The organism is Pseudomonas sp. PF05 (assembly GCF_056521845.1).
This window is the reverse complement of record NZ_JBWLPW010000017.1, coordinates 89126-102520: the sequence shown is the minus strand read 5'-3', so window position 1 is coordinate 102520 and position 13395 is coordinate 89126. Positions and strand designations below refer to the sequence as shown.

Genomic DNA, 13395 nt, shown 5'->3' with positions numbered 1-13395 from the left:
GGCGGCGCCGTGGTTTTCGGCGTTTTACAACTTAGTGCAAGGCTTCTTCAGCTTTTTGAATGGCCGCGAATTCCTCTTCGGGCGTGCCTGCTACCAAGTGATGCCGACTGTAGAAAGCAAAGTAAGCAATTAACACTCCATAGATGATCGCGGCGCCGATGACCACCCGTGGGTCCACCAAAAAGCCCGCCACCACGGCGATGCACGCCAGCACCAGGGCCACGCCCGAGGTGAAGATGCCGCCCGGTGTGCGGTATGGCCGGTCCATTTTGGGGCGACGGATGCGCAGGGTGATGTGCGCGGCCATCATCAGCACGTAGGAAATGGTCGCGCCAAACACCGCCACCAGAATCAGCAGGTCACCCTGGCCGGTCAAGGACAGGCCGAAACCGATGATGCCGGGAATGACCAACGCCAGGACCGGCGCTTTGCTTTTATTGGTTTCCGAGAGTTTGCGCGGCAGGTACCCAGCACGGGACAAGGCAAAGATCTGCCGCGAATAGGCGTAGATGATCGAGAAGAAACTGGCGATCAAACCGGCCAGGCCGACGAGGTTGACGAAGCCGCCCATCCAGGTCGAGCCACCGTAGGCCTTGGCCAGGGCTTCTACCAGCGGGTTGCCCGAGGCCATCAACGCGTTCGAGCCGGCGCCGCCCGGGCCTATCACCAGGATCAGCAGGGCGAAGGCCACCAGCACCAGCATGGCACCGATCAGGCCGCGCGGCAGGTCGCGCTTGGGGTTCTTGGTTTCTTCAGCGGCCAGCGGCACGCCTTCCACGGCGAGGAAAAACCAGATGGCATACGGAATGGCCGCCCACACGCCGACATAGCCGAACGGCAGGAATGGGCTGGCGCCCGTGGCTGCGGTGACCGGGATGTCCAGCAGGTTGGCGACGTCGAAATGCGGCACCATCGCCACCAGGAACACGCCCAGTGCCAGGGCGGCGACGGCGGTGATGATGAACATCAGTTTGAGCGCTTCACCCACGCCGAATATGTGGATGGCGATGAAGATGATGTAGAACGCCAGGTAGATCATCCAGCCACCAATGCCAAATAGCGATTGGCAATACGCACCGATGAACACCGCAATCGCCGCCGGGGCGATTGCGTACTCGATCAGGATCGCCGTGCCCGTGAGAAACCCGCCCCAGGGCCCGAATGCGCTACGGGCAAAGCCATAGCCGCCGCCTGCGGTGGGAATCATCGAGGACAGCTCGGCGAGGGAAAAGCACATGCACAGGTACATCGCGGCCATCAGCAGCGTGGCGAGGAACATCCCGCCCCAGCCACCTTGGGCCAGGCCGAAGTTCCAGCCGGCGTAGTCGCCGGAAATGACGTACGCCACGCCCAGGCCCACCAGCAGGACCCAGCCTGCCGCGCCTTTTTTCAGTTCGCGTTGTTGGAAATATTCGGAGCCGACTTTTTCGAAGTCGACCGATGACGTTGCCGATTGCGTGTTTGCATGATCGCTTGGCATAAGGGTTTACCTGTTTTTATTGTTTTTTGGCCAACCTGATCGCCGATTTAGCGCAGTCCCCTGTGGGAGCGTATGACCCTGAATCCTGTGGGGGCGAGCCGGCTCCGGGCGGCGATCCGACGAAGGCAATCTAAAGGGCCAGGCAGAATGACCTGCCTGGCCCCAAGGGCTTAGAAGAACCCCAACGGATTGATGTCGTAGCTCACCAGCAGGTTTTTGGTCTGCTGATAGTGATCGAGCATCATCTTGTGCGTCTCACGACCCACGCCGGACTTCTTGTAGCCACCGAACGCGGCGTGCGCCGGGTACAGGTGGTAGCAGTTGGTCCACACGCGCCCGGCCTTGATCGCCCGGCCCATGCGGTAGGCGCGGTTGATGTCGCGGGTCCAGAGGCCGGCGCCGAGGCCGAACTCGGTGTCGTTGGCGATCGCCAGGGCTTCGGCTTCGTCCTTGAAAGTGGTGATGCTCACCACTGGGCCGAAGATTTCTTCCTGGAACACGCGCATTTTGTTGGTGCCCTTGAGCAGGGTCGGCTGGATGTAATACCCGGTCGCCAGGTTGCCCTCGAGTTTTTCCACCTTGCCACCGGTCAGCAGCTCGGCGCCTTCGCCCTTGGCGATTTCCAGGTACGAAAGAATCTTGTCGAATTGCTGCTCGGACGCCTGGGCGCCGACCATGGTCTCGGTGTCCAGCGGGTCGCCGCGTTTGATCTGCAGGACTTTCTTCATCACCACTTGCATGAATTCGTCGTAGATCGACTCCTGCACCAGGGCGCGGGATGGGCAAGTGCAGACTTCACCCTGGTTGAAGAACGCCAGCACCAGGCCTTCGGCGGCCTTTTCAATGAAGCTCGGCTCGGCCTGCATGATGTCTTCGAAGAAGATGTTCGGCGACTTGCCGCCCAGTTCCACGGTCGACGGGATGATGTTCTCGGCAGCGCATTTCATGATGTGCGAGCCCACCGGGGTGGAGCCGGTGAAGGCGATCTTGGCGATGCGCTTGCTGGTGGCGAGGGCTTCGCCGGCTTCTTTGCCGAAACCTTGCACCACGTTCAGCACGCCAGGTGGCAGCAGGTCGCCGATCAGCTCCATGAGCACACAGATGCCCAGTGGGGTTTGCTCGGCCGGCTTGAGCACCACGCAGTTACCGGCGGCCAGGGCCGGGGCGAGTTTCCAGGCGGCCATCAGCAGGGGGAAGTTCCACGGGATGATCTGCCCGACCACGCCCAGCGGTTCATGGATGTGGTAGGCCACGGTGTTGCCGTCGATCTCGGCGGCGCTGCCTTCCTGGGCCCGCAGGCAACCGGCGAAGTAGCGGAAGTGGTCGGCGGCCAGGGGAATGTCGGCGTTGAGGGTTTCGCGCACGGCCTTGCCGTTGTCCCAGGACTCGGTGATCGCCAGCACTTCAAGGTTGGCTTCGATGCGGTCGGCGATTTTCAGCAGGACTAGCGAACGGGCTTGGGCCGAGGTGGCGCCCCAGGCATCAGCGGCAGCGTGGGCGGCGTCCAGGGCTTTTTCGATGTCTTCGGCCGTGGAGCGCGGGAACTCGGCAATGGGCTGGCCATTGACCGGGGAAGTGTTGGTGAAGTACTGACCTTTGACAGGCGCGACGAACTCGCCGCCGATGTAGTTACCGTATTTGCTCTTGAACGAAACGATAGCGCCTTCAGTACCGGGGTGAGCGTAACGCATGATGAGTTCTCCTTGGCTTTTGTGCTTATACGGGAGGGCCGCGCAAAATTGAGCGCTGGTAATTAAGCCTAGAGCAAAGGTTGGGCCATTGCCTTGCAGGGCCCGTAAATCAAGACTTTAGGAGGAGTTGGCCGGACAAACGGATGGGTTGTGTGACGCTTGCGATACAGCGGGTGTGACAGTTTGTGCCAGATGCGAGACAGTCTGTGACTGACAGGTCGCGCCAGCATTGCAAAGGCGGTTGGGCTGGAGGATGCTGGGCCTCAATGCGAAGCCGACCAGGTAGGCGCTGTGTAGGAACCTGTAGAAGCCCTGTAGGAGCTGTCGAGTGAAACGAGGCTGCGATCTTTTGATCTTTCGCTCGCGACTCAATTGTCAGTGAAAAGATCGCAGCCTCGTTTCACTCGACAGCTCCTACACAGCTCCTACACAGCTCCTACACAGCTCCTACACAGCTCCTACAGGGCGAGTTCCGACAGCGATAGCTATTCGACCGTTACCCCAGCAAGGCCGTCACCTTCGGGAGAATAATAAGAAAATGCACAGCAACCATTTGAGTCGCCATGCCCAGCAAGTCCTGACGGTCACCCAGGGCAAGGCCCATTTGCAGGGCCCTGGCAGCGATCCGTCGATTGCCCGTTCCTGGCTGCGCTGCCTCGAGGACTATCACCTCGACCCGGCCCAGAACCTGGCGCCGACGGTGCTCGAACATGGCCGGGTGCTGGAAAGCCGCGAACGCCTGCAGCAAGTGCTGCACATTGCCGGCAATGAAATGACCAGCCTGCACCAGCAACTCTCCGGCGCCGGCCACGCGGTGCTGCTGACCGACGCCCGGGGCGTGATCCTCAACTGCGTCACCGCCCCCAGCGAACGGAAGATTTTCGAACGGGCCGGCCTCTGGCTCGGCGCCGACTGGAGCGAAGCCTGCGAAGGCACCAACGGTATCGGCACCTGTCTGGTGGAGCGCCAGGCCCTGACCATTCACCAGGAAGAACATTTCCGTGGTCGCCACACCGGCCTGACCTGCTCGGCCAGCCCGGTCTTCGATCCCCAGGGCGAACTGCTGGCGGTGCTCGACGTGTCTTCGGCCCGGCCGGACGTGTCGCGCCAGAGCCAGTTCCACACCATGGCCCTGGTCAATCTCTCGGCGAAGATGATCGAGAGCTGCTATTTCCTGCGCTGCTTCGACAATCAATGGCTGCTGCGTTTCCATCTGCAGGCCGAGTCCGTGGGGCTGTTCAGCGAAGGTTTGATGGCGTTCGACGGCGAAGGACGAATCAACGCCGTCAACCAGAGCGCGCTGAACCTGCTGGGGCATATTCGCGGCAGCTTGTTGGGCCAGCGGGTGGAAGACTTTTTCGATTGTTCGTTGGACGAATTGCTTGGCCGCGCGAGTGTAAACGCCAGTGCGAGCTGGCCATTGCGCACCCGTGACGGCCGGCATTTGTTCGCCGTGCTGCGCGGGCAGCCCCGTAGCGTGCCGGTGCCGGTTGCGCCGCTGCTCAAGGCCATCGAGCCCGCGCGCCTGCCGGGCATCTGCCTGGGGGATGCGGCGTTGCAGGAACATTTTCGCAAGGCGCTGCGGGTGTTCGAGCGCGATGTACCGCTGCTGATTCAGGGCGAAACCGGCTCCGGCAAAGAGGCGTTCGCCAAGGCCGTGCACCACGCCAGCCAGCGCGCCGGCAAGCACTTCGTCGCCCTCAACTGCGCGGCCATCCCGGAAAGCCTGATCGAGAGCGAGCTGTTCGGTTATCGCGGCGGCAGCTTCACCGGCGCGCGCAAGGAAGGCATGCGCGGCAAGCTGCAACAGGCCGATGGCGGCACGCTGTTCCTCGATGAAATCGGCGACATGCCCCTGGCCTTGCAGACCCGTTTGCTGCGGGTGCTGGAGGATCGCCAGGTGGTGCCGATTGGCGGCGAGCCCGAGGCGGTGAACGTGCGCATCATCAGTGCCACTCACCGGCAGCTGCTCGACCGGGTGCGCGATGGCAGTTTTCGCGAGGATTTGTACTACCGCCTCAACGGCCTGGAAATCCCCCTGCCGGCGTTGCGCGAGCGCAGCGACAAGTCGCAGTTGCTGGATTTTCTGTTGGCAGAAGAGAGCGGTACCGAGACGGTGTCTATCGACGAACCGGCGCGCCAGGCGTTGCTGGGGTTCGACTGGCCGGGCAACGTGCGGCAACTGCGCAATGTGCTGCGCACCCTCGCCGCGCTGTGCGACGGCGGGCGGATTGGCCTGGAGGATTTGCCGGCCATGATCCGCCAACGCCCGGTTGAGCTGGTTGAAGCGGTGGCGGAGCGACCGCTGGAGGATGCCGAGCGCCTGGCGCTGCTCGATGCGCTGGAACGCCAGCGCTGGCACATGACCCACACGGCGGAACAACTGGGGATCAGCCGCAATACCCTTTACCGAAAGCTGCGTAAACACGCGATTGCCCGATAAAGCACTGACTGCCTTTGTGGCGAGGGGATTTATCCCCTCGCCACAAAAGCCAGCTTGTACATTCATTTGTGGGAGCGGGCTTGCTCGCGATGACGTCGGCACATTCAATATCGCCGCAAGCTGATCCACCGCTATCGCGGGCAAGCCTTGCTCCCACAGAAGGCCGCCTGTGCGCCGAGGTTCAAACACAAGGTGCGATTTCCCCCTCCCTAGGCTAACCTGCGGCCATGTTTTACGAGGTCGACTATGCACATCCATATTCTCGGTATTTGCGGCACTTTCATGGGTTCGATGGCGGTCCTGGCCAAGGAGCTGGGCCATCACGTGACCGGCTCCGACGCCAACGTCTACCCGCCGATGAGCACGCAGCTGGAAGCCCAGGGCATCGAGCTGACCCAAGGCTACGACCCGGCGCAACTGGACCCGGCGCCAGACCTGGTGGTCATCGGCAACGCCATGTCCCGTGGCAACCCGGCGGTGGAGTACGTGCTCAACAAAGGCCTGCCGTACGTGTCCGGGCCGCAGTGGCTGGCCGATCACGTGTTGCAGGGCCGCTGGGTCCTGGCTGTGGCCGGCACCCACGGCAAGACCACCACCAGCAGCATGCTCGCCTGGGTGCTGGAGCATGCGGGCATGAGCCCGGGCTTTTTGATCGGTGGCGTGCCGCAGAACTTCTCGGTGTCGGCGCGCCTGGGTGGCACGCCGTTCTTCGTGATCGAGGCCGACGAGTACGACAGCGCGTTTTTCGACAAGCGCTCGAAATTCGTCCACTACCGTCCGCGCACGGCGATTCTCAACAACCTTGAGTTCGATCATGCCGACATCTTCCCCGATCTGCCGGCCATCGAGCGGCAGTTCCACCATTTGGTGCGCACCATCCCCAGTGAAGGCCTGATCATCCATCCGACCACCGAGCCGGCATTGCAGCGGGTGATCGACATGGGCTGCTGGACCCCGGTGCAAACCACCGGCGCTGGCGGGCAGTGGCAGGTGAAGTTGCTCAAGGATGACGGCTCGCAATTCGAAGTCATGTTCGAAGGCCACTCCCAGGGCGTGGTCGACTGGGACATGACTGGCCAGCACAACGTCGCCAACGCCCTGGCGACCCTGGCGGCGGCCCGGCATGTCGGCGTGGTGCCGGCCATGGGCATTGCTGCGTTGAGCGCGTTCAAGAGCGTGAAGCGGCGCATGGAGAAAGTCGCCGAGGTGAACGGCATCACCATCTATGACGACTTCGCCCACCACCCGACCGCCATCGCCACCACCCTCGACGGGTTGCGCAAGCGCATCGGTGATGCGCCGCTGATTGCGATCATCGAGCCGCGTTCCAATTCCATGAAGCTCGGTGCGCACCGTGATGGCCTGCCGGAAAGCGTGGTCGATGCCGACCAGGTGATCTGGTACGCACCGGCCAACCTCGGTTGGGACCTGGGCGCCACTGCGGCGCTGTGCACGGTGCCGTCGATTGTCAGCGATTCCCTGGAAGGCATCATCGAACGCGTGAAGAGCCAGGCCCAGCCCGGCACTCACGTGGTGATCATGAGCAACGGCGGCTTCGGCGGCCTGCACGGCAAACTGGCCGAGGCCCTGAAATGAGCAATGGTCCGGAACGCATCACGCTGGCGATGACCGGGGCTTCCGGCGCCCAGTACGGCTTGCGCCTGCTCGATTGCCTGGTGCGCGAAGACCGCGAGGTGCATTTCCTCATCTCCAAGGCCGCGCAACTGGTGATGGCCACCGAGACCGACGTGACCCTGCCGGCCAAGACCCAGATGATGCAGGCCTTCCTCACTGAATACACCGGTGCGGCGGCGGGGCAGATTCGCGTGTATGGCAAGGAAGACTGGATGTCGCCGGTGGCCTCGGGCTCCGGCGCACCGGCCGCCATGGTGGTGGTGCCGTGTTCCACCGGGACGCTGTCGGCGATTGCCACCGGGGCCTGCAACAACCTGATCGAACGGGCGGCGGACGTGACGCTCAAGGAGCGCCGGCAGTTGATCCTGGTGCCGCGGGAAGCGCCGTATTCGAGCATTCACCTGGAGCACATGCTCAAGCTGTCGAACATGGGCGTGACCATCCTGCCGGCCTCGCCGGGTTTCTATCACCAGCCGCAGACCATCGACGACCTGATCGATTTTGTCGTCGCCCGGATCCTCAATCTGCTGAACATCCCCCAGGACATGTTGCCGCGTTGGGGCGAGCATCATTTGAGCAGTGATGAATAAGCTGCTGATCGTGCTGCTGGCGCTGCAACTGAGCGGCTGCGCCACCGTCCGCACCCTCGACGCCGCCAAGCCCGGCGCGCCGGTGGTGTACGCGGGCACGCGCCTGGATCTTTACGCCCTCAACGGTGGCTGCTGCGCCAAGGACCGCTTTGGTGCCGAGGCCCCGAGTTACCCGGGTCTCGATCTGCCGGGCAGTGCGCTGCTCGATACCTTGTTGTTGCCGTTGTCGTTGTTTACGGCGATAGGGGTGGGGTTTCAAGCCACAGGCGGGTTGTAACAAACACCACAGTACCTTGACCTGCCCAAAACCCGTGGCGAAGGAGTTTACCCCGCTGGGCTGCGCATGGACGCTACACAGGAGCTACACAGGAGCTACACAGGAGCTACACAGGAGCTACACAGGAGCTACGTAGAGCGCTGTGTAGGAGCTGTCGAGTGCAACGAGGCTGCGATCTTTCCCCAGCCACTTGAGTCGCAAGCGAAAGATCAAAATCAAAAGATCGCAGCCTTCGGCAGCTCCTACAGGGCGTCCGCAGAATCATTTGCCGAGCTTGCGCAACTCATCCGACTCCACCACCCGCACCCCATCCTGCTCTTCCAGCGCCAGACGCCACATGGCGCGGGCCAGTTGGCAGGCTTCGATGCCGTGGTACTTGCCGGGGATCAGTTTCGACAAGGGACCGGCCAGCTGCTCGGCCAGGCGCGGTTCAGCCCGGTCGCCCAGCAGCAGGGAAGGCCGGCAAATGGTCAGTTGCGGCCAGCCCTGGGCCTTGAGTGCTGCCTCCATTTCACCTTTGATCCGGTTGTAGAAGATCGATGACTTGGCGTCGGCCCCCAGCGCGCTGACCACCACCAGGTGGCGTGCGCCCAGTTCCCGGGCGCGCTTGGCAAACGCCACGACCAGGTCCAGGTCTATCGCGCGGAAGGCTTGCTCGGAACCGGCTTTCTTGATGGTCGTGCCGAGGCAGCAGAAGGCGATGTCGACCTGGCCACTGAGTTGTGGCAGCACCTGGGCCGGTTCCCCGACCGGATTTTCCAGGCGCGTGTGCTCGGCCAATGGCCGGCGGGTGGGGGCCAGGACCCGGGTGATGGTCGGCTCGTTGAGCAGCCGGTCCAACAGGTGTTCCCCGGTCAACCCGGTCGCACCGGCGAGCAAAACATGCTGAGGCGTCAAGTACATAGTGTTTCCCCCTTGATACGGTTCAGCTTAGTTGCTCTTTGTGGCCTCGTCGTTCAATGCAGTGCTTTGCAATGCTTTACGTGCCTGCTGTTTGCGCAGCAGTTGCCAGTGGGAAAGGACCGTCCTGGGCGCCCACATCTGCGGTTCGGACGCCTCGAAATTGTCTGCCTGTTCGCGTTCGGCAACGGTGGCCTTGGCCCGTTTGAAGGCCTGCTCCAGGTTGTCGGTCTGGTTCAATGCCTGGGCGAACAGCGCATCGCCGAAATAGGTGAAGTTGGCTTCCTCGGAGCAGCCGAAGGAGACTCGGTCGGCCCGTGAAGCGGTCATGATCAGGGTGCGTTCATCCTTGAGCGCCGGGATGAAACCGCCGGAATAGCAGGCCGAGATCACCACGATCTTGTCGCGGTTCTTCAATGGCGCCAGCACCGCGGCCAGTTCATCGGCGGGCAGGTCGGCCAGTTCCATGCGTGGCTGGTCGAGCACCAGCTCGTGCTCGCTGGTGCCGTGGCTGGTCAGGTAAATGAAGATCAGGTCTTCCGGGCCGCTGCGTTCGGCCAACGTGGCGGCAGCGCGGCGCAGGCTTTCGCGGCTGGCCATGGGCCGGTCGCTGAGGTGATCGCGGTGGTTGACCAGGCGGATCTGCCCGAACGCGCCGAAACGGCTGGTGAGCATATTGGCGACATAGTCTGATTCACGCAGGAACACGCTTTGTTTACCGTCGCCGCCCAGGGTCAGGCTGTACAGCTCCACCGCAGGCGTCGAGGCCGGGATGTTGGCCAGGGCATCCTCCAGCAGGCGGCCCTGGGCCAGCAAGCCGAGTTCGAGCACATCCGGCAGCAGCCTGTCGTCAGCGTCGCGCACCCGTTGGCCGTTGGCCCAGGTGCCGCTTTGCACGGTGCCGTCGGTCAGCGCCAAAGTGCCACGCCCGTGGTAACTGTCGCTTTCGAACTGACCGACGTAAAAACTGCCGTCGGGCAGGTTCAGGCGGCCCTCGCCGGTAAAGCGCCAATCATTGAATTGACCGAGGTAGTGGCTGCCGTCGGCACCGATCAATTCGCCCTTGCCGGTCAGCGCACCCTCCTTGAACCGGCCGATCCAGACGTCGCCGTCGGCATTTTCGTAGCGTCCGCGACCGTTGAGTTGGTTGTTCTTGAAGCCGCCGATGTAGACATCGCCGTCGGCGCTGTTGAAGGTGCCCTTGCCCTGCAGTTGCCCGTCGACAAACTGCCCGGTGAACTGGTTGCCGCTGGCGTCGAAGCGCTGGCCTTCGCCGTTGGGCTTGCCGTTGGTGAATGGGCCCTGGTACTGGCTGCCGTCGTCGAGTTCCAGGCGGCCGAGGCCGGAATAGCGGTCGGCCTTGAACTCGCCCCGGTAGGTCATGCCGTTTTCCTGGAGTGTCCCTTCACCGTCCCGTCGCCCCAGCTTGAAGCCGCCGGTGTAGCTGCTGGTCGGTGTGGTCAGGCTGCCCTGGCCGTGGAACAGGCCGTGCTGGAACTGGCCGCGATAGACCTCGCCATTGCTGCCATGCCATTCCCCGGTGCCGTGCCACTGGCCTTTGTCGAACTGCCCGGCGTACCAGCTGCCATTGGGGTAGTCGATGCGCCCCTGGCCTTGCAGCAGCCCATCCACCAGGTCGCCGCGATAGCGTCCGCCGTCGGGCAGGCGCGCGTCGGGAGGCAGCGGCGATTCGCCGTCGCCACAGGCGGTGAGCAGCAGGGTCAGGGTCAGTGGGACGAATAAGCGCATAACGGGATCCAGGTCATCAGGCCACGAGTATGCCGCAGCTATGCGCGTTAGGAGAAGCGATGCGAAACTGCCTGGACGGTTTCGCGACCGCGCAGGTTTACACGAAGCAGAGCGACAGCGGCTCGGCGATGTAGGCCGGTTTTTCCGAACCTTCGATTTCCAGCGTGGCGGTGGCCTTGAGCAGCCATTGGCCAGGTTTTTTCTCGGTGACTTCCACCAGGTCGACCTTGAGTCGGACCTTGGAATCGACCTTCACCGGTTGGATGAAGCGCACGCTGTCCAGCCCGTAGTTGACGACCATCTTCACGCCTTCGGGCAGGATCAGGATGTCTTCCATCAGCTTGGGCATCAGCGACAGCGACAGGAAGCCGTGGGCGATGGTGCTGCCGAACGGGGTCTGCGCGGCCTTGACCGGATCGACGTGGATGAACTGAAAGTCGCCAGTGGCTTCGGCGAACAGGTTGATGCGGTCCTGATCGATGGTGAGCCATTCGGAACGTCCAAGTTCCTTGCCGACATAATCTTTGAGCGCTGCAACGGGGACGTAGGGCATTGAGACTCTCCTTGGGTTCATCTGTTTTACTTTTTCTGGAGCGGGGAACTGCGTCCCCGGAGAACCACTGTAGATCAACATGGCGCGCAAGTAAGGTCACCGAACATGCTTTTTACGAATGCCGGCTCATAGCGCGGGCGTGTTTAAATGTGTCATCTGGTTACTCCCTGTAGGAGCTGCCGAAGGCTGCGATCTTTTGATTTTGATCTTGATCTTGATCTTGATCTTTCGCTTGAGACTCAAGTGTCTGGGGAAAGATCGCAGCCTCGTTGCACTCGACAGCTCCTACGCAGCTCCTACGCAGCTCTGCGCGGCTCCTACGGGGAGGGGGTTCATGGTGTTTGTGAGGGGGGAGAGCGGATGTTGCTACGGGGCCTGACCTGGCTGGTGCTGTTTCAATTGCTGGGCACTGCGATCAATCATTTGTTCTTGCCGGTGCTGCCGGGGCCGATCGTTGGCCTGCTGCTGTTGCTGGGCTATCTGGTGGTGCGCGGCGAAGTCAGCGAACCGTTGAACCTGGCCGCTGGCAGCCTGCTGCGTTATCTGCCATTGCTGCTGGTGCCGCCCGCGGTGGGCGTGATGGTCTATGCCCGGGCCATTGCCGCCGATTTCTGGGCCATCGTCGGCGCGTTGACATTGTCGCTGGTGCTGTCCGTGGCGTTGACGGGGTTGCTGATGCAGCGCCTGGCCCGACGTCACATCGCCGCCTCGGAGGACAGCCAATGATGCTCGATTGGCAGGGCGCCTGGGCTTCGGTGATCCACCATCCGCTGTTCGGCATCGGCATTACCCTGGGTGCCTATCAACTGGTGCTGGCGGCGTTCGAAAAGACGCGCTGGGTGTTCCTGCAACCGGTGTTGATGTCGATGGTGCTGTTGATCGGCGTGCTGGTCGGTTGCGGCATCGACTATGCCGAGTACCGCAAGAGCACCGAGATCCTCAGCATCCTGCTGGGCCCGGCCACGGTCGCCCTGGCGGTGCCGTTGTATCTGAACCTGCGACGGATCCGGCAGTTGTTCTGGCCGATTTTTACTACGCTGGTGATAGCCGGGGTGTTTGCCACGGGCTCTGCGGTGGTGTTGGGTTGGGCGTTCGGCGCCGAGCACATGATTCTGATGACCATGGCGCCCAAGTCCGTGACCTCGCCGATCGCCATGCTGGTGGCCGAGCAGATCGGCGGTGTCGCGGCGATGGCGGCGGTGTTTGTGTTGATCACCGGTGTGCTCGGGGCGATCCTCGGCCCGAGCATTCTGACGAAGCTGGGTGTCCATAGCCCTGAGGCCCGGGGCATGGCCCTGGGGTTGGCGGCCCATGCGGTGGGTACGTCGGTGGCGTTGCAGGAAAGCGAGGAAACCGGCGCCTTTGCGGCGCTGGCGATGAGTCTGATGGGCGTGGCCACGGCGGTGTTGCTGCCGTTGGTGGTGTCGATGACGGTTTAAGGAATTGGTTATGAGCTTGCCGCTTTTCCCGTTGAACACCGTGCTGTTCCCCGGTTGCATCCTCGACTTGCAGATTTTCGAGGCGCGTTACCTCGACATGATCGGGCGCTGCATGAAAAAGGGCGAAGGCTTCGGCGTGGTGTGCATCCTCGATGGCGAGGAAGTCGGCATCGCGCCTGAAGGCTACGCGCGGGTCGGTTGTGAAGCACGCATCACCGATTTCTCCCAGCAGGACAATGGCCTGCTGGGCATTCGCGTGCAGGGCGGGCGGCGCTTTATCGTCCATGGCAGCAGCGTCCAGGCGGATCAACTGACGGTCGCTGAGGTCGAGTGGCTGGAAGAAGAGCCGGAGCAACCGCTGCAAGAGGAAGACGCCGACCTGGTGGCGCTGCTCAAGGCCCTGGCCGAGCACCCGATGGTCGAGGCGCTGAACATGGGCACCGAAGCGAGCGGCCAGCAATCGCTGGCCAATCAACTGGCCTACCTGTTGCCGTTCAATGAGTTGGACAAGATCGACCTGCTGCAACTCGATGATCCCCAGCAGCGGCTGGATGCGATCCAGGCCTTGCTCGATGAATTGCAGGGCGAACTCTTCGCCTGATACCACACATATCTACTGAACAGCACTGATCCCCTGT

The 13395-nt window shown here is 62.5% G+C and carries 12 protein-coding genes; 7 read left to right on the top strand and 5 right to left on the bottom strand.

The genetic code is table 11. The features are described 5' to 3' along the window. Positions 1–31 precede the first annotated feature (31 nt). A complete protein-coding gene (eat, locus tag AC09SL_RS24165; RefSeq protein ID WP_058544525.1) occupies positions 32–1480 on the bottom strand; it encodes an ethanolamine permease in 1449 nt (482 codons plus the stop codon). A 170-nt stretch (positions 1481–1650) separates the two neighbouring features. Further along, the gene (exaC, locus tag AC09SL_RS24160) at positions 1651–3171 is read right to left on the bottom strand and encodes an acetaldehyde dehydrogenase ExaC (protein WP_014340393.1); all 1521 of its coding nucleotides are present in this window, start codon (positions 3169–3171) and stop codon (positions 1651–1653) included. Positions 3172–3709: 538 nt separating this feature from the next. On the opposite strand from exaC, the gene AC09SL_RS24155 reads away from it, so the two are divergent. From AC09SL_RS24155 to AC09SL_RS24140, 4 genes are all read left to right on the top strand, one after another. After that, positions 3710–5614 (top strand): sigma-54-dependent Fis family transcriptional regulator, encoded by a 1905-nt coding sequence (locus tag AC09SL_RS24155; RefSeq protein ID WP_058543136.1) that lies wholly within the window; start codon positions 3710–3712, stop codon positions 5612–5614. 246 nt (positions 5615–5860) lie between these two features. After that, positions 5861–7210: a UDP-N-acetylmuramate:L-alanyl-gamma-D-glutamyl-meso-diaminopimelate ligase gene (mpl, locus tag AC09SL_RS24150; protein WP_058543137.1), complete on the top strand. Its 1350-nt coding sequence runs from the start codon at positions 5861–5863 to the stop codon at positions 7208–7210. After that, positions 7207–7839 carry a flavin prenyltransferase UbiX gene (ubiX, locus tag AC09SL_RS24145; protein WP_014340390.1) on the top strand — a complete coding sequence of 211 codons (633 nt, stop codon included), beginning with the start codon at positions 7207–7209 and terminating at the stop codon, positions 7837–7839. Before mpl ends, ubiX begins: the two co-directional genes overlap by 4 nt. Beyond that, entirely contained in the window at positions 7832–8116 is a 285-nt protein-coding gene (locus AC09SL_RS24140; RefSeq protein ID WP_058543138.1) for a YceK/YidQ family lipoprotein, read from the top strand. The genes ubiX and AC09SL_RS24140 overlap by 8 nt, the downstream gene beginning before the upstream one ends. Positions 8117–8377: 261 nt before the next feature. Here AC09SL_RS24140 and AC09SL_RS24135 read toward each other — a convergent pair whose 3' ends face one another. From AC09SL_RS24135 to AC09SL_RS24125, 3 genes are all read right to left on the bottom strand, one after another. Further along, a complete protein-coding gene (locus AC09SL_RS24135) occupies positions 8378–9019 on the bottom strand; it encodes an oxidoreductase (protein WP_058543139.1) in 642 nt (213 codons plus the stop codon). A 27-nt stretch (positions 9020–9046) separates the two neighbouring features. Then, positions 9047–10765 carry a C13 family peptidase gene (locus AC09SL_RS24130; RefSeq protein ID WP_058543140.1) on the bottom strand — a complete coding sequence of 573 codons (1719 nt, stop codon included), beginning with the start codon at positions 10763–10765 and terminating at the stop codon, positions 9047–9049. Positions 10766–10862: 97 nt separating this feature from the next. Further along, the gene (locus AC09SL_RS24125) at positions 10863–11318 is read right to left on the bottom strand and encodes a MaoC family dehydratase (RefSeq protein ID WP_003185804.1); all 456 of its coding nucleotides are present in this window, start codon (positions 11316–11318) and stop codon (positions 10863–10865) included. 360 nt (positions 11319–11678) lie between these two features. On the opposite strand from AC09SL_RS24125, the gene AC09SL_RS24120 reads away from it, so the two are divergent. Genes AC09SL_RS24120 through AC09SL_RS24110 form a run of 3 tightly spaced genes read left to right on the top strand, consistent with a single transcriptional unit; the run spans position 11679 to position 13358 of the window. After that, positions 11679–12044 (top strand): CidA/LrgA family protein, encoded by a 366-nt coding sequence (locus tag AC09SL_RS24120; RefSeq protein WP_058543141.1) that lies wholly within the window; start codon positions 11679–11681, stop codon positions 12042–12044. Then, positions 12041–12757 carry an LrgB family protein gene (locus tag AC09SL_RS24115; RefSeq protein WP_058543142.1) on the top strand — a complete coding sequence of 239 codons (717 nt, stop codon included), beginning with the start codon at positions 12041–12043 and terminating at the stop codon, positions 12755–12757. Before AC09SL_RS24120 ends, AC09SL_RS24115 begins: the two co-directional genes overlap by 4 nt. A gap of 10 nt (positions 12758–12767) precedes the next feature. Next, complete coding sequence (locus tag AC09SL_RS24110) at positions 12768–13358, top strand: LON peptidase substrate-binding domain-containing protein (protein ID WP_058543143.1); 591 nt, start codon at positions 12768–12770, stop codon at positions 13356–13358. Positions 13359–13395: the final 37 nt, after the last annotated feature.